General features: G+C 59.3%; 16 protein-coding genes. 3 read left to right on the forward strand and 13 right to left on the reverse strand.

Going from position 1 to position 20,767, the window contains the following annotated elements; all coding sequences use genetic code 11:
- Positions 1 to 30: 30 nt before the first annotated feature.
- The 7 genes from J3P79_RS04215 to J3P79_RS04245 all read right to left on the reverse strand — a co-directional run bounded on the left by J3P79_RS04215 (position 31) and on the right by J3P79_RS04245 (position 10,380).
- The gene (locus J3P79_RS04215; RefSeq protein WP_434611344.1) at positions 31 to 2,556 is read right to left on the reverse strand and encodes a PepSY domain-containing protein; all 2,526 of its coding nucleotides are present in this window, start codon (positions 2,554 to 2,556) and stop codon (positions 31 to 33) included.
- 203 nt (positions 2,557 to 2,759) lie between these two features.
- Positions 2,760 to 5,039, reverse strand: a complete 2,280-nt coding sequence (locus J3P79_RS04220; RefSeq protein ID WP_434608394.1) for an alpha-xenorhabdolysin family binary toxin subunit A — start codon at positions 5,037 to 5,039, stop codon at positions 2,760 to 2,762.
- Positions 5,040 to 5,266: 227 nt separating this feature from the next.
- Positions 5,267 to 6,430 (reverse strand): type III PLP-dependent enzyme, encoded by a 1,164-nt coding sequence (locus J3P79_RS04225; RefSeq protein WP_434608396.1) that lies wholly within the window; start codon positions 6,428 to 6,430, stop codon positions 5,267 to 5,269.
- Between the two features lie 509 nt (positions 6,431 to 6,939).
- The gene (locus tag J3P79_RS04230; protein ID WP_434608398.1) at positions 6,940 to 8,097 is read right to left on the reverse strand and encodes an osmoprotectant ABC transporter ATP-binding protein OsmV; all 1,158 of its coding nucleotides are present in this window, start codon (positions 8,095 to 8,097) and stop codon (positions 6,940 to 6,942) included.
- Positions 8,094 to 8,747, reverse strand: coding sequence for an ABC transporter permease (locus J3P79_RS04235; RefSeq protein ID WP_434608400.1), 654 nt, complete (start codon positions 8,745 to 8,747; stop codon positions 8,094 to 8,096). The genes J3P79_RS04230 and J3P79_RS04235 overlap by 4 nt, the downstream gene beginning before the upstream one ends.
- 15 nt (positions 8,748 to 8,762) lie before the next feature.
- Complete coding sequence (locus tag J3P79_RS04240; protein WP_434608401.1) at positions 8,763 to 9,665, reverse strand: glycine betaine ABC transporter substrate-binding protein; 903 nt, start codon at positions 9,663 to 9,665, stop codon at positions 8,763 to 8,765.
- Positions 9,666 to 9,690: 25 nt separating this feature from the next.
- Positions 9,691 to 10,380, reverse strand: a complete 690-nt coding sequence (locus J3P79_RS04245; RefSeq protein ID WP_434611347.1) for an ABC transporter permease — start codon at positions 10,378 to 10,380, stop codon at positions 9,691 to 9,693.
- 439 nt (positions 10,381 to 10,819) lie between these two features.
- On the opposite strand from J3P79_RS04245, the gene J3P79_RS04250 reads away from it, so the two are divergent.
- Together J3P79_RS04250 and J3P79_RS04255 are read left to right on the forward strand one after the other, a co-directional pair.
- Positions 10,820 to 11,743, forward strand: coding sequence for a hypothetical protein (locus tag J3P79_RS04250; protein ID WP_434608403.1), 924 nt, complete (start codon positions 10,820 to 10,822; stop codon positions 11,741 to 11,743).
- A gap of 128 nt (positions 11,744 to 11,871) precedes the next feature.
- Positions 11,872 to 13,455 (forward strand): peptide chain release factor 3, encoded by a 1,584-nt coding sequence (locus tag J3P79_RS04255; protein WP_434608404.1) that lies wholly within the window; start codon positions 11,872 to 11,874, stop codon positions 13,453 to 13,455.
- Between the two features lie 247 nt (positions 13,456 to 13,702).
- Here the strand turns inward: J3P79_RS04255 and J3P79_RS04260 are convergent, their stop codons facing one another.
- Positions 13,703 to 14,062 carry a DUF6124 family protein gene (locus J3P79_RS04260; protein ID WP_434608406.1) on the reverse strand — a complete coding sequence of 120 codons (360 nt, stop codon included), beginning with the start codon at positions 14,060 to 14,062 and terminating at the stop codon, positions 13,703 to 13,705.
- A 679-nt stretch (positions 14,063 to 14,741) separates the two neighbouring features.
- Between J3P79_RS04260 and J3P79_RS04265 the strand changes: the two genes are divergently transcribed.
- Positions 14,742 to 14,993 (forward strand): hypothetical protein, encoded by a 252-nt coding sequence (locus J3P79_RS04265; RefSeq protein WP_434608408.1) that lies wholly within the window; start codon positions 14,742 to 14,744, stop codon positions 14,991 to 14,993.
- A gap of 179 nt (positions 14,994 to 15,172) precedes the next feature.
- Here J3P79_RS04265 and J3P79_RS04270 read toward each other — a convergent pair whose 3' ends face one another.
- The 5 genes from J3P79_RS04270 to J3P79_RS04290 form a co-directional block, all read right to left on the reverse strand.
- Entirely contained in the window at positions 15,173 to 16,153 is a 981-nt protein-coding gene (locus J3P79_RS04270; protein WP_039592281.1) for a peptide ABC transporter ATP-binding protein, read from the reverse strand.
- Positions 16,153 to 17,121: an ABC transporter ATP-binding protein gene (locus J3P79_RS04275; RefSeq protein WP_434608410.1), complete on the reverse strand. Its 969-nt coding sequence runs from the start codon at positions 17,119 to 17,121 to the stop codon at positions 16,153 to 16,155. The genes J3P79_RS04270 and J3P79_RS04275 overlap by 1 nt, the downstream gene beginning before the upstream one ends.
- A gap of 10 nt (positions 17,122 to 17,131) precedes the next feature.
- The gene (locus tag J3P79_RS04280) at positions 17,132 to 18,043 is read right to left on the reverse strand and encodes an ABC transporter permease subunit (protein ID WP_434608412.1); all 912 of its coding nucleotides are present in this window, start codon (positions 18,041 to 18,043) and stop codon (positions 17,132 to 17,134) included.
- Positions 18,044 to 18,053: 10 nt separating this feature from the next.
- Complete coding sequence (locus tag J3P79_RS04285; RefSeq protein ID WP_434608414.1) at positions 18,054 to 19,064, reverse strand: ABC transporter permease subunit; 1,011 nt, start codon at positions 19,062 to 19,064, stop codon at positions 18,054 to 18,056.
- Between the two features lie 76 nt (positions 19,065 to 19,140).
- Positions 19,141 to 20,736, reverse strand: a complete 1,596-nt coding sequence (locus J3P79_RS04290) for an ABC transporter substrate-binding protein (protein ID WP_434608415.1) — start codon at positions 20,734 to 20,736, stop codon at positions 19,141 to 19,143.
- Positions 20,737 to 20,767: the final 31 nt, after the last annotated feature.

The following is a 20,767-nucleotide window of genomic DNA, read 5'->3' on the forward strand; positions in this document are numbered from 1 at the left end:
GATTCGATTGAATTCTGGATAAGCGTTCCGTCAGTACACATCCCGCCGATACCGCCCCTGCTCGATCAACTTCTCCACTTCCTCGCGGCCCAGCACCAGGTTGAGCACATGATCGACCCCTGACGCCATTCCTTGCAGGCTCCCGCAGACATAGATCACCGCGCCGTCGGCCAGCCATTGCTTGAGATGTGCCGCCGATTCCAGCAGGCGATCCTGGACGTAGATTTTCTTTTCCTGGTCCCGGGAGAAGGCCAGGTCCAGGCGCTCCAGGTCGCCGGAGGTGACCCATTCCTGCAGCTCATCGCGACAGTGGAAGTCGTGCTCGCGGTTGCGCTCGCCGAACAGCAGCCAGTTGCGCTGCATGCCTTGGGCGACGCGGGCCTTGAGCAAGCTGCGCAGGCCGGCCAGGCCGGTGCCGTTGCCCAGCAGGATCATCGGCACGCCTTGCGGCGGCAAATGGAAGCTGCTGTTGCGCCGAACCCGCAGACTGATAGGGCTGCCCAGCGGCGCATGGTCGGTCAGCCAGCCGGAGCCGATGCCGAGGCTGCCATCGGCGTGACGTTCCTGGCGCACGATCAGCTCCAGCACGCCATCGGCGGGAATCGATGCGATGGAGTATTCGCGCATCCCCAGCGGTGCCAGTGCTTGCACCAGAGCCTGGGCGTGCAGGCCGACCAGGTGGGCGCGGTTTTGCGGCAACTGGCGTGTCGCCAGGGCTTGTTCGATTGTCTGCTGCAAGCCATCGACGTGTACCCGGGCAATACCGGCGATGCCCAGTCCATCGAGGAAATGTTCAATGGCCCACGGGTCGTTACGCGGCAGGATTTCCACCAGGTCGCCGGCCAGCCAACTGCTCGGCCCCGGAGCGGTGAGGCCCAGCAGATACACGCCAGATCCACTGCTGTCGGGGTTGAGCAGGGTGCGTTGGCTCAATGTCCAGTGCTCGAAGCTCGGCGCCTGCCAGGCGTCCGCAGGGGCCTGGCCGGTGAGCTCGGCCAGTTGTTGTTGCCAATGGCGCAAGGCGTAAGGATCGCCGCTGTCCACTTCCACCGGCGCGAACAGCGTCTTGCCGCCATGCTCCGCCAGCCAGGCATGCAGGCGACGGGCGAAGCCGCAGAAGTTCTCGTACTGGCGGTCGCCCAGGCCCAGCACCGAATACTGCAAGCGTTCCAGGCTCAGAGGCTGGCCCAGCACTTTTCGCTCGAAACCACGGACGCTGTCGGGGCCTTCGCCATCGCCAAACGTACTGACCACGAACAAGGCGCGGGTCGAGCTGTTCAGATCCTGCTCGCTGACACCGGCCAGTGGCCGGACTTTCACCGGCAATCCGGCGGCCTGGAGTTGGCCGGCGGTCTGCCAGGCCAGTTGCTCGGCGAAACCGCTCTGGCTGGCGAAGCCGATCAGCCACGCCGGGGCATCACCAGGGTTGTCGGCCAGCGCCTGGCGCGCCTGACGGACCTGGCGTTTCTTGCGTCGACGGTCGAGATACAGCAGCCACCCGGTGATAAAAAACAGCGGCATGGCCAGCGCGGCAACGGTCACCAGGATCCGACCGATCAGACCGAAATAACTGCCGACATGCAACGCGTAGATGCTGGTCAGCAGTTGCGCCTTGAGGCTTTTATCGCTGTAGCGGCTGTGACGGCTGATGACACCGGTGGCTGGATCGAGGATGAGTTGGTTCAGCGCCCGGTCATGGGGGGAGTTTTTCAGGAGGTAGTACACCGTTGCCGGTTGTCCCGCTACCGGCGGCATGCGCACGTTATAGGCCGACAGGTCAGGACCTGCGGCGCTGTAGATGCTGCTCCACATGGCGCGATAGTCGGCAATCGGCGCCGGGCCGCCGGGTACGGGGGCGCGGTTGCGTACGCGCTCATCCTTGGGGGAATCGGAAAGCAGGCGAGTCACGCCGTTGTTGTACCACTCGTAGGACCAGGTCAGCCCGGTCAGGGCGGCCAATAGATAGAAGACCAGGCACCAAGTACCGGCGACGGAGTGCAGGTCCCAATTGAAACTACGGCCTTTTTTCGCCCAGTCGAGGGTCAGCCAGGCGCGCCAGTTTCTCCATTGGCGCGGCCAGCGCAGGTAAAGCCCGGACAGGCAGAAAAACACCAAGATCAGCGTGCACGCGCCGGTGATCTGCCGGCCGACGTCGTCCAGGGTCAGGACGCGGTGCAGACGCAGCATCAAACCGAAGAAGTCCTGGCCCACCACATCGCCCATGAATTGCGCGTTGTAGGGGTTGAAATAGCGCATCGGCCCGCGCTTCTCCCCGGGCGGGGCGGTGAAAATCACTCGCGCGGCATTGCCGCTGTCGGTCTCGACCCAGAGCATGTTGACGGTCTTGCCGGACGCGGCTTCGATCTGTTCCACCAGTTCGGCAGGCGGCAGGACGCCGGCCGGTTGCTTTTCAACCGTCAGCACCTGCGGGTTCAACGCCCGCAGGATCTCGTCCTGGAACGACACCATCGCACCGGTAATGCCCATCAACGCCAGGACCAGCCCGGCAGTGATGCCGAAAAACCAGTGCAACTGGAACAGGGTTTTCTTCAACACGTCGCTCGCCTTGTTCATTCAAGTTGTTCGTTACGGCGTGCATTATGCCGTGTGTTATCGAGAAGCATTCATAAACACACCAAAAAGCCCCGATCATTTGCATGAGCGGGGCTTTCCAAAACCTTCAAAGTGGATGGCTGTTCAAGCCCATCGTTGGTGGCGAGGAGATTTATCCGTGGATCGCGTTTTCCCCCGTTGTTTCTTTAATTGCGCCATTCCCTGAGAAGGGTATTCAAATGCCTGGTAAGAATGCCTGCCTGACTTAGAAATGTCTGGGCAACTGTTTCCAACGTCGCGGAGGCGCCATGGTTGTTAATGTTCAGGAACTGACTGATGGCACCGGCCAAGCGGCTCATTTCGTCGTGATAGGTATCCCTTGTCGCTCGTACTGATTGTGCCTCGAGCAGCAATTGGTGGCGATCTCTTAGCATCTGGAGTTCGTTCTGCTTGTGCGCCGACGTCTGGCGACGCCGGTCCAGCTCAACTTGAATTTGGCGCCTGGCTTCGATCAGGTTGCCATACTTGATGGCGTCCGAGACGAGGCCCAGCAGTCTACCGGCGACGTCCATACCCGCTTGGATGAGCTTGAGTTGTGTAGGGGATGGATTCATTACGGCAAGGTTGCTGGCGGTGAGGAGCAATTCCTTGATCAGCGAAAAACTGTCGGTCGACTCGATCAGCTTGATGCTCTCGTTCAATACCCCTTCATCGGTAAGCAGGCGTTCAATTGCCGCTTTTTCAGCGGCAGCCGGCAGCTCGCTCTGGCGGATTGTCTCCTCCAATGCCTGGATGCGGTATTGGTTGTCGCTGAGAGTGACAGCCCTCAAGTTCGCCAAGCTATCGTCGAATGCAATTGCATATTTGTCGGTTTCAGACAGGGCATTGTTGATGAGTTGCTTGATTTCCTGGCTTAAGCTTTCGATGGCTTGCTGCTGTTCGGCGGTGGGATTTTCCCGGATCCTTTCAATAGTGTCGATCAACGAAACTATCTCAACAGTTTGCAACGAGACGGGAATCCGGGTGATGGCGCGTTTCGCCTCGTCGTAGGCGTTGCTGGTTTCCTTGCGCAGAGCGTTGAACTCCTCGACGAGGACCGGGATATGAAGATTGTTCAGAATGCTGATTTTGTAATTGAGTTCATCCCGGCAAGCGTGGATTATTTTCACATCGGGTAGGACGTAATCGGTTGCCAGTTCAACGGAATCAATACCAGTCATCGTGTATTTCTCGGGTGTCGGGGACGGGAGCGCTGTCTCGGAAAAATGCATTTGCGTCAGCGCGGATCTCGCAGTTGGCGAAAATAAAGTTTCTTCGACGGCGTTGCTGAAGGCATTCAGTAAGTCGCGCGCTTGTTCTTGAATATTCTTCCAGTGGCTCATCATGGAGCTGAGCCGCGCGGAGAACGCGACCAGATACATTGCATTGGTTACGCCATCGAGTTTCCTGGAGGATGCGTCGACATAGGCTTGGATGAGTTCCCAGAGGTTTTCGAGATTCGAAGAGCTACCCACGGCATTCTCGACTCGAATTCTCAGATCATGGATATCACTTTCGAACGCGTTTAGATGCGCCAGGAGCTGATGGTTAGTCTCAATGCTTTTTACAATCATCCGCCGTTCGGATACCAGTAGTTCTAGTTCTTGGCGGGCCTCCTTGGCTTTTTGGCCGTAGATCGTCGCGGTGATAGTGAAACCAACCGCCCCTCCGAACAAACCCCACCATTTGTTCTTGGAGTAGCTCTCGATCTCCGCCTGCCGTTCTCTGATTCGCTGGCCAAGAATATCGAGTCGCTCGTTGTGTTGCTTTATTTCCTCACTCGCATTCTGGCTGTTGATCAGCGTCAGCTTCAGGTCCAGTGCGGGCTTGATCGAGTGGCCGATGCCATTTTTGAACTGGGTAATTTGAGCTTTCGTGGCGGAGGTTTTCGTGCTGTGGTGTTGGATCAAGCCTTTTAACTCTTTGACCAACTCCAGCAAGACAGGGGTTCTCCTTAACTCTTCGGAACTCAGGCGTATCTCCGGGAGGTTTTCGATCTCTTCGGGTGTCAGGTCGCCGATTTTCCCAATGCCGGATACATAACTGGGCAGGTTTTCAAGATATCCGATGATGGCCTCGCTGACGTTGGTCAGCTCATCAGCGAATACATGCAGGCCCGAACCGACTGCCTTCATGCCGGTTTCAATGGCTGGCCAGGTTTCGGCGTGACTTTTTATTGTTTCGTAGAGAACCTGCATGTCTTCAGAGCGCAGGCCATTGATTTTAAGCTGGTCATATTTATAGATCTGCTCTATTTGCGCTGTATCGGTAGGTAAGGCCAATCCACGCACAACGTAATTTTTTATATTTCGAATATCACTAGTCGTAACCAGCAGTCCTTTTTCTCGCTGAACACCGGGAAGAGTCCCTGAGGCGGCGTTGATAAAATTCATTGTTAATGCGTTGAGCTCACCAGCGGTGATGGGAAAGTCGTCAATAGTTAGCATATAAGTCCTTTTGTTCGCGTGACGGCGTCATGCCGATAGACGAAAAGTAGCGATTATTTGTTCGGGTGTTAAGCGCTAACTGTTTGCGATGTGTAACTTCTGACTGGAAGTTGGTGATGGCGAAATATTACGCCGACGTTTCCATGTGTGCCGATGTTGCAAGGGGAACTTTTCATCACGCAAAAAAAAAGGCCCGTACTATCACGGGCCTGTCTTATTGATAAGACTTATACGTAATACGACTTCAACGGCGGAAAGCCATTGAACTCCACCGCGCTATAACTGGTGGTGTACGCACCGGTCGACAGCCAGTACAGGCGATCACCGATAGCCAGGTTCAGCGGCAAACCGTACTTGTAGTTCTCATACATGATGTCGGCGCTGTCGCAGGTCGGGCCGGCGATGACGACTTCTTCCATTTCGCCTTTCTTTTCGGTCCAGATCGGGAACTTGATGGCTTCGTCCATGGTTTCGATCAGGCCGGAGAACTTGCCTACGTCCGTGTACACCCAACGCTCGACGGCGGTACGTGACTTGCGCGCCACCAGCACCACTTCGCTGACCAGGATACCGGCGTTGGCGATCAACGAACGGCCCGGTTCCAGGATGATTTCCGGCAGGTCGTCGCCGAAGTCTTCCTTCAGGAAACGGATGATTTCCTCGGCGTAGGTTTCCAGGCTGTTGGTGCGGGTGATGTAGTTGGCCGGGAAGCCGCCACCCATGTTGATCAGCTTCAAGACGATGCCGTCTTCTTCCTTCAGACGCTCGAAGATCACCTTGACCTTGGCGATGGCCGCGTCCCAGACGCTGATGTCGCGCTGTTGCGAGCCAACGTGGAACGAGATGCCGTACGGCACCAAGCCCAGGTCGCGGGCCAGGATCAGCAGGTCCATCGCCATGTCGGTCTGGCAGCCGAACTTGCGCGACAACGGCCAGTCAGCAGTGGTCGAGCCTTCGGTGAGGATCCGCACATACACCTTCGAACCCGGCGCGGCCTTGGCGATGTTGCGCAAGTCGGCCTCGGAGTCGGTGGCGTACAGGCGCACGCCCTTGTCATAGAAGTAGCGGATATCGCGGGATTTCTTGATGGTGTTGCCGTAGCTGATCTGCTCTGGGCCGACGCCGCGGCTCATGACCTTGTCCAACTCGTAGATCGAGGCGATGTCGAAGTTCGAGCCTTTTTCCTTGAGCAGGTCGATGATTTCCACCGCCGGGTTGGCCTTGACGGCGTAGTAGACTTTGGCGAATTCGAACCCGGCGCGCAGGTCGTCATAGGCCTGGGCGATCATCGCGGTGTCGATCACCACGAACGGGGTTTCCTGCTTGTCGGCGAACGCTTTCATTCTCTGAAAAGTTTCGCGCGCGAAATAATCTTCGACCTGGATCGACATACGTTGGGACTCCTACTGGCAAACATCAGGATCAATGGGTTTGAGGGTAGCCACCCTCGCGAACGTCCTCCGTATCCCCACTTTGGTTCGCCTACTTCCCAAGGCATGTCGCCGAAAGCAAAAAGGCCACGGGATGCGTGATTCCCTTGGCCTTGCTGTCTCGTCGTCAGTACTTGAGCCGGATGGATCGTTTCCAGCATGGACGTTCGGCGCGAACTTTAGGGCGTGAGGGGCCTGAGATCAACTAAAAATGTCGCGTTTCTGCACGTCTCCGTCGTGGGGCCCGCGACAGCTCATGATGTAACCGACCTGCGTGACAGGTTGATGTTCCCTTTGATCGGGTTTCGAGCCTGCTGAATGTCGCGCTTGCTCTTGTGGCGAGGGAGCTTGCTCCCGCTGGGTGGCGAAGCCGCCCTAAAAAGCGATGAGCGCTTCGCACTCAAGCGGGAGCAAGCTCCCTCGCCACAAAAGCAGCCACAAAAGCCAGCAAAAAAGGCTGCGGTGCCCGATCAGGCCAACGCAGTCTCGGCCGGCGAGACAATGCTGGTCTTGCCCCCGCGCGACCGTCCGGAGCTCAGGTACTCGGCAATCGATTCCTGGGTCACTTCGCCAAGGAACACCCGCTCGGCATCCAACACCGGCAGCCACGAGCGATTGAACTCGTACATGCGCGACAACAGGATCCGCAGGTGTTCGTCATAGGCGGCGGTGGCGTTGAATTCCCGCAGGTACTGGCCGCAGGTTCCGGCCTGGCGGTACAGGTCACGACGACGCACATAGCCAAGGGCCTTGTTCTCGGCACAGGTAACCACCACGTAGCGCCGGTCATGTTCGTCCATCAATTCCAGCGCCTCGTTTACCGGCGTCTCGGGGCTGACCGAGGGGGCGTTGTCCGCCGCGTCTTCGGCCTTGACCAGCAACAGCCGTTTGAGCGTGCTGTCCTGGCCGACGAAATTGCTGACGAACTCGTCGGCCGGATGCGCCAGCAGCGTGTCCGGGTGATCGCACTGGATCAATTTGCCGGCGCGGAAGATCGCGATCTTGTCCCCCAGCTTGATGGCCTCGTCGATGTCGTGGCTGACCATGATCACGGTCTTGTTCAGCGTCCGTTGCATCTCGAAGAACTCGTTCTGGATCATCTCGCGGTTGATCGGGTCGACCGCACCAAACGGTTCGTCCATCAGCAACAGCGGTGCGTCGGCCGCCAGGGCGCGGATCACGCCGATCCGTTGCTGCTGGCCGCCGGACAATTCACGTGGGTAACGGTGCAGGTATTGCTTGGGTTCGAGCTTGATCATGCTCATCAATTCGCGGGCGCGGTCGTGGCACTTCTGCTTGTCCCAGCCGAGCAGGCGCGGGACGACGGTGATGTTTTCTTCGATGGTCATATTCGGGAACAGGCCGATCTGCTGGATCACGTAGCCGATGTTGCGGCGCAGGGTGACTTCGTCGAGGCCGGTAGTGTCTTCGCCGTTGATCAAGACCTTGCCCGAGGTGGGCGGGATCAGCCGGTTGATCATCTTCAGCGTGGTGCTTTTGCCACAGCCCGACGGCCCGAGGAACACGCAGATCTCGCCTTCGTTGACGGTCAGGTTCACCGAGTCCACGGCTTTGACATCCTTGCCGTTGCTCTTGAAGGTTTTGCTGAGGTTTTGAAGTTCGATCATTTCAGTAATCCTTTGGGGGTCAGCGTACGTTGCAGCCGTTGCAGAAGCAGGTCGGCGAAGATGGCCAGGAGGCTGACCAGTACGGCGCCGACGATCAGCATCGACATGTCGCTGCGGCTGATGGAAGCGAGGATGAGCACGCCCAGGCCACCGGCGCCGATGGTGGCGGCGATGGTCATGACGCCGATGTTCATGACTACGGCGGTGCGCACGCCGGCCAGGATCACCGGCACGGCAATGGGCAGTTCGACCATGCGCAGGCGCTGGCCGAAGGTCATGCCGATGCCACGGGCGGCTTCACGGATGCCCGGTTCGACGCCGGTCAGGGCCAGGTAGGTGTTGCGCATGATCGGCAACAGGGAATAGAGAAACACGGCGGTGATCGCCGGCATCGGCCCCAGGCCCTGGCCGAATGTGGAATAGACCGGCAGCAGGAGGCCGAACAAGGCGATTGATGGAATGGTCAGCAGTACCGTGGCGCTGGCCTGCAATGGGCCGGCGAGCGTCGGAAAGCGGGTCATGAAAATGCCCAGCGGTACGCCGACCAGGATCGCCAGGGTCACGGCGATGCCCACCAGGGTGATGTGCTGCCAGGTCAGGTGCAGCACCAGCGGCCAGTCCAGATGGGAAAAGGCGTCAAGAAAATCCATGGCTTTTCCTCCAGGTCATTGGGTTGAGAGCAGCGAATGCTGGCGCAGGAAATCGGCGGCAACGGCCGAAGGGCTTTCGTGGTTGACGTCCACGCGGGCGTTGAGCTGGCGCATGGTTTCATCGTCAAACAATTCGGCCAGGGGTTTGAGCTGCGCGGCCAATTGCGGATTTGCATCCAGAGTCGTCTGGCGCACCACGGGCGCGGCGGTGTAGTCCGGGAAGTACTGCTTGTCGTCTTCCAGCAGTTTGAGTTTGAACGCGCTCAAGCGCCCGTCGGTGGTGTACACCAGACCGGCGAATACCTGGCTGTTGCGCAGGGCGGTGTAGACCAGGCCCGCGTCCATTTGCCGGATGTTCTCGCGGGTCAGGTTCATGCCGTACAGCTTGACCATTCCGTCCAGCCCGTCGGAGCGGTTGGCGAACTCGGTGTCCAGGGCCACCAGGTGATTTTCGTCGGCCTCGGCCTGCAACACCGTGTTCAACTGGCTGATGGTGTTGATCTGTGGATATTGCTGCGCGATTTTTTCCGGCAAGGCCAGGGCGTAGGTGTTACTGAATTTCGACGGCGTCAGCCAGGTCAGGCCTTTTTTTGCGTCGATTTCTTTCACCCGGGCGTAGGACTGGGCGCTGTCGAGTTTCTCCGTGATGTGGTTGTAAGACACCAGCGAGACGCCGGTGTATTCCCAGAGCAGGTCCAGTTGTCCACTCTCCTGGGCGCTACGGGCCAGGTTGCTGCCAAGTCCGCCGGTGATCTGGGCATCGTAGCCTTTGCCACGCAGGTATTGCGCAGTGATTTCTGCCAGCAGCGTCTGTTCGGTGAATACTCGGGCACCGAGGCGAATCAGCGGTTTTTCAGCGGCCTGGGCGAATCCTGCGAACAGCAGGACGCAGCCCAGTATCAAGCTCAACTTCTTCATAACGATTCCTTTATTGCAGCCGGGTCTATGCCGCTCGCAGACCGCGTTCCAGCCAGAGGCGGCTCGCCAGTGTCACCAGGCCGTCGAGCAGCAACGCCAGCAGGGCGGTGCACACCGAGCCGAGCAGCAGTTGCGGCTGATTGTTCAAGGCGATGCCGGGGAAGATCAGGCTGCCAAGGCTGTTGGCGCCGATCAGGAACGCCAGTGGGGCGGTGCCTACGTTGATCGCCAGGGCCACGCGCACGCCGCCGACGATGATGGGCACGGCGTTGGGCAATTCGACTTTCCACAGCACTTGGCGCGGGGTCATGCCGATGCCGACGGCGGCTTCCTTGAGGGAACCCTGGACATTTTTCAGGCCTTCGTAGGTGTTGCGTACGATGGGCAACAGCGAGGCGAGGAACAGGGCGAAGATGGCCGGCCCGCTGCCGATGCCCAGGATGCCCAAGGCGATGGCCAGCACGGCCAGGGGCGGCACGGTATTGCCGATGTTGAACACTTGCATGAAGCGTTCGGCACGCCCGACCATGCCGGGGCGGCTGAGGATGATGCCGGCGGGGATGCCGACAATCAGGGCCGCCAACATGGAGGCCAGGACAAGCATCAGGTGCGCTTGCAGGTAGAACAGTAGATCGTCGCGGTAGCGTTGGATCATATCGATGCCGATCCAGTGGACCAACAGGGCAAGAAGGGCGACGACGATTGCACCCCTCATAAGCCCTTTGCCATAGCGGATAGCCACAGGCGGACTCCTTTGTTTTTCAGTCGGCGCACGCTTGCCCGGGCGGCAAACCATCACGGGTTGCCGGGAAAACGTTCGCGAGAAGCAGCTCTTTCGATGCCGTTGAGGCGAGCCATGAGCGCCGCCTCGTCAGGCTAGCTCGATGATTTTTCGGACCATGACGGGCGGCTGTAGCAAGGGCAGTGGACGCCTGCACAGTTCAAAAGGTTCCCAAGTCCCAGTGAGCACTGTCCACCGTTTGATTGAATGGAAAACTCGATTGTTTATTTCAAATAAGTATCAAGCACTGTGAAAGTTGACAGGTGTTCGAAGGGAATCGCTCTTGTAGCTTGGATAAAACGGCTAAGCGAAAAAGAGACTGAAAGAACTTGGCTGATCTGGAATCTTGCCTGTTCATGAAAGGGAGACAGAAATGAAAAGACAGCTTTGTATTGTGCTGTTTTTATTGCTGACAGCCGGCTGTGCAACCCATGAACCGCAAACGAGTGCTATTCAAGAGCCGTCAGCCCAGACGGTCGACTCTCGTGGATCTGGCGTCCAAGGTGCAGGCACAGGCCCTGAAATAGCAGCCTATCTCACTGAAGCCTACAACAACGTCTTGACCATGTGCCGCAACAACCCTTCCGCTCCGTCATTTTTATGCACGGGCGTCACATTGCGGGCAACACAACACTCCACTCAGTTTCATTTTTGGAATCCCAACCCCTCATCGACGGGCGTTTCCTTTTCCTGGCTGCGCAAAGATGCAAAGTTCGGCAAACTTGTGTTTGGCTACAACAATGGGTTTATTCTTTATCCGGATTTTTTTAAACCGGCAGGAAAGATTTCACTGGCGGTGTTGTGTTTCTTTCCAGTAGACGGTGCCACTGACCATCGACCTGCCGAAGGTTGTGGTCAATATCCAGATCGTCCCAGCAGCCGACCTTGCCAATCCCAAGGTATTACCACCGCAGCGCAGTATGTTGACCATTTCAACAAGAACCCAGGTATGTATGGCGCATTGTGTGGCTTCGATATTCGTGACGAGTTGAACGAACAAGGCGCCCGTGCGTTCACTGAAGCCGTCAAGGCTCAAGGGCAACTTCCAACCTCTGCATTTACGACGCAGAATGAATTCCGCATGAGAAAATGGGCGCAAAATCTTGGTCAGACTCTTCCGATCGAGGCAGTTTTCTACATCAATGATACGGGTAAGGCTGGCGCTCAATATGATCAACGGGACTTCAAGACGAACACCGGCATCTGGATCCCCATGATCAAGATTACGCTTCCCCAAACGGCCGCCAACGACGCGAGATTTGAATTTATTCCCGCTGACCAGGCTATTTCACAATGAGACCTCAGCTGCAGGGCGGCGCTGCCGATGGGCGTGAGTCGTCAGGCTGCGCTTGCCAGGTGGTCCATAAGGAGGGTTCTGGGCTATAATCGCCGCCCTTTTTTGAATCACCTGCCAGGCGATTTCCCATGACCAAACAGGCCGCCGAAGTCGCGAAACGCCGCACTTTCGCCATTATTTCCCACCCCGATGCCGGTAAGACCACCATCACCGAAAAGCTCTTGCTGATGGGCAAGGCGATTGCGGTGGCCGGCACGGTGAAATCTCGCAAGTCCGACCGCCATGCCACCTCCGACTGGATGGAAATGGAAAAACAACGGGGTATTTCCATTACCACGTCGGTCATGCAGTTCCCGTATCGCGATCACATGATCAACCTGCTCGACACCCCGGGCCACGAAGACTTCTCCGAAGACACCTACCGCACCCTGACTGCGGTGGACTCGGCCTTGATGGTCCTCGACGGCGGTAAAGGCGTCGAGCCACGGACCATCGCGCTGATGGACGTCTGCCGTCTGCGGGACACGCCGATCGTCAGCTTCATCAACAAACTCGACCGCGACATCCGCGACCCGATCGAACTGCTCGACGAGATCGAAGCGGTCCTGAAGATCAAGGCCGCGCCGATCACCTGGCCGATCGGTTGCTATCGCGACTTCAAGGGCGTGTATCACCTGGCCGACGACTACATCATCGTCTACACCCCTGGCCACGGTCATGAACGCACCGAAACCAAGATCATCGAGAAGCTCGACTCCGACGAAGCCCGTGCGCACCTGGGCGACGAGTACGATCGTTTCGTCGAGCAACTGGAACTGGTGCAAGGCGCCTGCCACGAGTTCAACCAGCAGGAATTCATCGACGGCCAACTGACCCCGGTGTTCTTCGGGACCGCCCTGGGCAACTTCGGCGTCGACCATGTGCTCGACGCCGTGGTCGACTGGGCCCCGCGCCCGCTGCCTCGTGTCGCCAACGAGCGCACCGTGGAGCCGGTGGAAGAGAAGTTCACAGGCTTCGTGTTCAAGATCCAGGCGAACATGGACCCCAAGCACCGCGACCGCATCGCCTTCATGCGCATTTGTTCCGGCAAATACGAAAAAGGCATGAAGATGCGCCACGTGCGCACCGGCAAGGACGTGCGCATCGGCGACGCCTTGACCTTCTTCTCCTCGGAACGCGAGCAACTGGAAGAAGCCTTCGCCGGTGACATCATCGGCCTGCACAACCACGGCACCATCCAGATCGGCGACACCTTCACCGAAGGCGAAGCCCTGGGCTTCACCGGGATCCCGCACTTCGCCCCGGAACTGTTCCGCCGCGTGCGCCTGAAGGACCCGCTCAAGTCCAAGCAACTGCGCCAAGGGTTGCAGCAATTGGCCGAAGAGGGCGCCACCCAGGTGTTCTTCCCGGAGCGCAGCAACGACATCATCCTCGGTGCCGTCGGTGTGCTGCAGTTCGACGTCGTCGCCAGTCGCCTGAAAGAGGAATACAAGGTCGAGTGCTCGTACGAGCCGATCACCGTGTACTCCGCCCGTTGGGTCGAATGCGGCGACAAGAAGAAGCTCGAGGAATTCTCCAACAAGGCCGTGGAAAACCTTGCGCTGGATGGCGGTGGGCATTTGACCTACCTGGCGCCGACCCGGGTGAACCTGGCGCTGATGGAAGAGCGCTGGCCGGATGTGAAATTCCGTGCGACGCGGGAGCATCATTAAGCAGTAAGTGTGACCCATTGTGGGAGCGAGCCTGCTCGCGATAGCGCTGGACCAGTCAGCATTTATGTTGAATGTGCCGCCGTCTTCGCGAGCAAGCTCGCTCCCACATTGGTTTTGTGTCAGATCCTCAATCTCCCGGTCAGCCACAATTTCCTGTGGGAGCGAGCTCGCTCGCGAAAGCGGTGGGTCGGCTTGCATGAAAGCGGGCTGGCGCACGGCTCGTCAGCCCTCTCTTTAGGGCCAGTCGCTAACGCGGATCGACGATATCCAACGCCCGATTCGCTAGCAGCTCACTCATCTCAATCACCTGAAGAATACCCATCGCAACCTGTCGGCGAGAGCCTTCAAGGTCGAATGCCAGGTCGCTGATCATGGCGTTGGCAGAGGCGAGGTTTTCGCTGAGGTTGGCGAGCAGGCTTTCGCTATCGACCCCTTCCACCACAGTGAAGAGCTGGCGCGTTGGCGGTTCTTTCTTGGCCTTGGCCTGTTCCGGCTTCAAGTAATAATCGAGCGCCCGCTCAGTGGCTTCGTGGAATTTTTCCGGGTCTAGGCTGGAATAGGCAGAGGTGGGGTCTGATTCGGGTGGGTTCGGTGTGGCTTTGAACATGGTGATGCTCCTATGGGAATAGAAGCCGCCAAGACCTGTCGCTAAACAGAATGGTGGCGACCGTACGCAGGTTAGCGAACCGGACATAGGCACCCGGTAGACCCGAAGGTCTCCCACATACAGCCGCCATAACGTAATTGCGGTGGAATCCCGCAATAAAGCATGGCTGCTTACGTGCCTATGGTTCAGGTCGCTAAACCCGACCGCTGATTTTCAGCGACCCGGTAACCATAAAGTCCCGCCCCAAGGCGCACAAGCGGGCGGATTCTGGCTTAGTTGTAGGCAAAGGCGCAAGGCAACGTAGCTTCGGGACGAGCGTTCCGTGTTACCGGGTATTTGTCTGTAAGGCTCAATGCTCGGCACTTCAAAAAGGGTTTTGGTTTGGCACTGCTTTGTGACCACCCCCATTCAAACTCTGGGAGCGAGCCTGCTCGCGAAAGCGGTAGGTCGGCTTGCCTGGATGTTGGATGTGCCGGCCTCTTCGCGAGCAGGCTCGCTCCCACAAGGGAAGTTTTCGGTGTTAGCAGGTTTCGAGATAACGCTTATTCGAAACCAATCTGTAGAACGGCGGCATTTCTAGCTGTTCCAAGACGTCCTATTTGATGAACTGGTCTATTCATAATTAGCTTCTCTTAGGCGCCGTCGGGCTCTGCTTTATCCGGAAAGAAGGAATTGGGCTATGAATAAGCTGCTGCGCATGATGTTTTTGCTGAAGGTATTGGTGATGCTGTCCCTCGGTTCAACGCTTGCCTGGGCTGAGTGCGATGAGCACGAAAAGCACGCATCGAGTGGCTCGGTGGCGCAGGGTGAGTTGATGCTTGCCGCGACCGATGCGGATGCGGGCGATCCGGACGATGGCGAGGATGACGATGGTTCGCCGGTTGATCCGCCGGATGGTGATGAGGATGAAGAGGGCGATAGCCAGACGTAGGGCTATAGCCTAAAGAAAACCCCTCCAGCCCCAACTGATATTCAGTCGGGGCTGGCGGGGTTTTTTATGCAGGGTGCGTTACCCAGGACGAAGATTCATCCCCGTGGCGAGGGAGCAAGCTCCCTCGCCACAAAGGCTCTCCTGCCTTAAGTGCTTTGCTGCCTTTTAGCCTTTTAGCCTTACGCCGCGCCGTCGAGGAACCGCTCAGCGTAGTGACACGCTACCAACCGGTTATCGAGCGGTCGCAGGGCCGGTTCCTCGGTCTTGCATCGCTCGGTCGCGTACGGGCAGCGCTTGTGGAAGGCGCAGCCGGACGGTGGGTTGAGCGGGTTGGGCAGTTCGCCGACGATCTTGATCTTCGGCTTGTTCGGGTCCGGGTGGATGGTTGGGGTCGCCGACAGCAGCGCCTGGGTGTACGGGTGCAGCGGGCGGCTGTAGATGTTCTCGTTGGGGCCCATTTCCACTGGGCGGCCGAGGTACATCACCATCACGTCGTCGGCTACGTGCTGCACCACCGCCAGGTTGTGGGAAATGAACACGTAGGCGGTGTTGAACTCTTGCTGCAGGTCCATGAACAGGTTCAGCACCTGGGCCTGGATCGACACGTCCAGCGCCGACGTCGGTTCATCCGCCACCAGCACTTTGGGTTGAAGCATCATCGCGCGGGCCAGGGCGATGCGCTGGCGCTGGCCGCCGGAGAACATGTGCGGGTAGCGCTGGTAATGCTCGGGACGCAGGCCCACCTGCTTCATCATCGCCTGGACTTTCTCGCGACGTTCGGTGGCCGACAGGTTGGTGTTGATCAGCAATGGCTCGGCCAACTGATCACCGATTTTCTGCCGCGGGTTGAGGGACGCGTAAGGGCTCTGGAACACCATCTGCACGTCTTTGCGCAGCTGCTTGCGTTCGGCCTTGTTGGCGCCGGCCACTTCCTGGCCAGCGATTTTCAAGGAGCCGGCGGACGGCTCTTCGATCAGCGTCAGGGCCCGGGCGAGTGTGGATTTGCCGCAACCGGATTCACCCACCACGGCCAGGGTCTTGCCGGCTTCCAGTTCGAACGACACACCATTGAGGGCGCGCACGGTCGCATGGCCCTTGAACATGCCACGGGACACTTCGTAATGACGGGTCAGGTCACGGGCGGTAAGTACGACGGCCATCACGCCACCTCCTGGTTCAACGGGTAGAAGCAGCGGGCGAGGCTGTTGGATTTCGGGTCAAGGGCCGGGCGTTGTTGACGGCAGTTGTCCTGCACGTACGGGCAGCGCGGCGACAGCAGGCAGCCCTGCGGACGGTCGTAGCGACCGGGGACGATGCCGGGCAAGGTCGCCAGGCGCTCGGCGCCCATGCTGTGTTCCGGAATCGCCGCCAGCAGCGCTTCACTGTAGGGGTGGGCCGGAATGTCGAACAGTTCGGGCACCTTGCCGACTTCCACGGCCTGGCCGGCGTACATCACGCACACCCGCTGGGCGGTTTCGGCGACGACAGCGAGGTCGTGGGTGATCAGCACCAGGCCCATGTTCTGCTCTTTTTGCAGGGCCAGCAGCAGGTCCATGATCTGCGCCTGGATGGTCACGTCGAGGGCGGTGGTCGGTTCGTCGGCGATCAGCAGTTTTGGTTCGCCGGCAATCGCCATCGCAATCGCCACGCGCTGGCTCATGCCGCCGGACAGTTGATGCGGATAGGCGTCCATGCGGCTGGCGGCGCCGGGGATCTCGACTTTCTCCAGCAGTTCGATGGCGCGCTTGCGGGCGGCTTTGCCGGACATTTTCAGGTGCAGGCGCAGCACTTCTTCAATCTGGAAACCCACAGTGTAGCTGGGGTTGAGCGCGGTCATCGGGTCTTGGAAGACCATCGCCAGGTCCTTGCCGACGATCTGCCGGCGCTGGCGGTTGCTCAGCTTGAGCATGTTCTTGCCGTCGAAGTTCAGCGCGTCGGCGGTGACGATGCCGGGGTGCTCGATCAGGCCCATCAGCGCCATCATGGTCACGGATTTACCCGAGCCCGATTCGCCGACGATCGCCAGGACTTCGCCTTTGTCCACGCTCAGGTCCAGGCCGTCGACCACCGGCACGGCGGTGGCGTCGCCGAAGCGGACGTTGAGATTCTTGATTTCTAGCAGTGACATGGGAATCTCCTCAGGCGGCATTCTTGAGTTTCGGGTCCAGCGCATCGCGCAGCCCGTCGCCCATCAGGTTGATTGCCAGCACGCTGAGCAAAATGGTCAAGCCAGGCAGGCTCACGACCCACCAGGCGCGTTCGATGTAGTCGCGGGCCGAAGCCAGCATGGTGCCCCACTCCGGGGTGGGTGGCTGGACGCCGAGGCCGAGGAAGCCCAGGGCGGCGGCGTCGAGAATCGCCGAAGAGAAGCTCAAGGTCGCCTGGACAATCAGCGGAGCCATGCAGTTAGGCAGCACGGTGATGAACATCAGGCGCGGCAGACCGGCACCGGCCAGGCGGGCGGCGGTCACGTAGTCGCGGTTCAGTTCGCCCATCACGGCGGCACGGGTCAGGCGCACATAGGACGGCAGCGAGACGATGGCGATGGCGATCACGGTGTTGATCAGGCCTGGGCCGAGGATGGCGACGATCGCCACGGCCAGCAGCAAGGACGGCAGGGCGAGCATGATGTCCATCAGGCGCATGATGGTCGGGCCGAGGATGCGCGGGAAGAACCCGGCGAACAGGCCCAGCAGGATGCCCGGGATCAGCGACATCACCACCGACGACAAGCCGATCAGAAGCGACAGGCGCGAACCCTGGATCAGCCGCGAGAGCAGGTCGCGGCCCAGTTCATCGGTGCCCAGCAGGAATTGCATCTGCCCACCTTCGAGCCACACCGGCGGCGTCAGCAGGAAGTCGCGGTATTGCTCGCTCGGGTCATGAGGCGCGACCCACGGGGCGAAGAGCGCGCAGAACACGATCAGGATCATGAAGAGCAGCCCGGCGACGGCGCCCTTGTTGCGGGAAAACGCTTGCCAGAATTCTTTGTACGGGGATGGGTAAAGCAGGCTTTGATCGACTGCTACCGCGGTAGTTGGAGTACTCATGGTCTTGATCTCAGCGCTGGTGACGGATACGTGGGTTGGCAAAGCCGTAGAGCACGTCCACGACGAAGTTGACCAGAATCACCAGGCAGGCGATTAACAGGATGCCGTTCTGCACCACGGGATAATCCCGGGCGCCGATGGCTTCGATCAGCCACTTGCCGATGCCCGGCCAGGAGAAGATCGTTTCGGTCAGGACCGCACCGGCCAGCAGCGTGCCGACTTGCAGGCCGACCACGGTCAGCACCGGAATCAACGCGTTGCGCAGGCCATGCACGAACACCACGCGCGACGGCGACAGGCCCTTGGCCTTGGCGGTTCGGATGTAATCTTCGCGCAGTACTTCGAGCATCGAAGAGCGGGTCATGCGGGCGATCACCGCCAAGGGAATGGTGCCCAGCACGATGGCCGGCAGGATCAGGTGGTGCAGGGCATCGAGGAACGCGCCCGGCTCGTCGGCCAGCAGCGTGTCGATCAGCATAAAGCCGGTTTTCGGCTCGATGTCGTAGAGCAGGTCGATCCGTCCCGACACCGGCGTCCAGCCCAGGGACACCGAGAAGAACATGATCAGGATCAGGCCCCACCAGAAGATCGGCATCGAATACCCCGCGAGGGAGACACCCATTACCCCATGGTCGAACAGGGATCCTCGCTTGAGTGCCGCGATCACCCCGGCCAGCAGGCCCAGGATCCCGGCGAACAACAGGGCGGCCATGGACAGTTCCAGGGTCGCGGGGAACAGGGAGCTGAACTCGGTCCATACGCTTTCACGGGTGCGCAGCGATTCGCCGAGGTCGCCCTGGGCCAGTTTGCCGATGTAGTCCAGGTACTGGGCATACAGCGGTTTGTTGAGGCCAAGGCGTTCCATTGCCTGTGCGTGCATTTCGGGATCGACCCGACGTTCGCCCATCATCACTTCCACGGGGTCGCCGGGGATCATGCGAATCAACGCGAAGGTCAGCAAGGTGATGCCGAAGAACGTGGGGATCAATAATCCCAGTCGGCGGGCAATAAAACTAAACATCTTCAGGTGTACCTCATCAGCCGGTTAGGCGTGCCCTTCGATGCTTGGGGTCAAGCGTCGAAGGGCGTTTTCTTATCTACTTCACCTGGGTGGTGGCGAAGTTGTTGGTGGTGAGCGGGCTAATCACGTAGCCCTCTACGTTCTTGCGCATTGCCGTGAACATCCGGGTGTGGGCCATGCTGATCCATGGCTGGTCCTGGTTGAAAATCACCTGGGCCTGCTCATAGAGCCTGGCGCGGTCCTCGGGGTTCACTGTGGCGCGTGCCTGGTCGAGCAGCGCCTGGAATTTCTCATTGCACCAGCGCGCGTAGTTTTCGCCGTTCTTGGCGGCTTCGCAACTGAGCATAGGCGTCAGGAAATTATCCGGATCGCCGTTGTCGCCCGCCCATCCGGCGGACACCATGTCGTGCTCGCCGTTTTTCGCGCGCTTGAGCATTTCGCCCCATTCCATCACGCGGATGTCGACTTTGATCCCGACTTTCGCCAGGTCGGCCTGCATCATCTGCGCGCCGAGCATCGGGTTGGGGTTGGTCGGGCCGCCGCCGTTGCGGGTGAACAGGGTGAACACGGTGCCTTCCGGCACGCCGGCTTCCTTGAGCAACTGGCGCGCCTTATCGAGGTCGCGGGCCGGGTTCTTCAGGTCGTGGTTGAAGCCCAGCAGGGTCGGCGGGTACGGGTTGACCGCCACGGTGGCGTTGCCCTTGCCGAACAGTGCGTTGACGTAGGCTTCCTTGTCGAAGGCCAGGTCGATGGCTTTGCGCACCCGCACGTCGCTCATGTATTTGTGGCTGGTGTTCAGGGCGGTGTAGGAAACGGTCATCGCGTCCAGCTCGGTGACCTTCAGGTTCGGGTCTTTCTTGATGCTGGGGATGTCATCGGGTTTTGGATACAGCGCGATCTGGCACTCGTTGGTCTTGAGCTTCTGCATGCGCACGTTGTTGTCGGTGGCGATGGCCAGTACCAGCGCATCGGCCGGCGGCTTGCCACGGAAGTAGTCCGGGTTGGCCTTGAAGCGCACCTGGGCGTCCTTGTTGTAGCGCTGGAACACGAACGGGCCGGTGCCGATCGGCTTGCTGTTGAGGTCGCCGGTCTTGTTGGCCTTGAGCAACTGGTCGGCGTATTCGGCCGGGTAGATCGAAGAGAAGGCCATGGCAATGTCGGCCAGGAATGGCGCTTCGCGGCGGGTCAGGGTGAACTTGACCGTGTGCTCGTCGACTTTCTCGACGCTTTTGAGCAGTTCCTTGAAGCCCATGCTTTCAAAGTACGGGAAGCCCACGCTCGACAGTTTGTGCCACGGGTGATTCGGGTCCAGCTGACGCTGGAAACTCCAGACCACATCGTCGGCGTTCATGTCGCGGGTCGGCTTGAAGTAATCGGTGGTGTGGAACTTGACGCCTTTGCGCAAATGGAAGGTGTAGGTCAGGCCGTCGTCACTGATGTCCCAGGATTCGGCCAGGGCCGGAATCACTTCGGTGGTGCCGGGCTTGAAGTCGGCCAGGCGGTTGAAAACGGTTTCCGCCGCGGCATCGGCGGTGACTGCAGTCGTGTACTGGACAATGTCGAAGCCTTCCGGGCTGGCTTCTGTGCAAACCACGAGGGGCTTGGCCGTGGCGCCAACGGCGACACTCAGTAGCGCAGCGGCGATGGCGGCGCGTAGGGGGTTCATGTTCATCGTCAATCCTCTGCAATCGGTTGAACGGCAA

This window comes from Pseudomonas sp. R1-7, assembly GCF_051132105.1.
In the GTDB taxonomy this organism is placed as follows: Bacteria; Pseudomonadota; Gammaproteobacteria; order Pseudomonadales; family Pseudomonadaceae; genus Aquipseudomonas.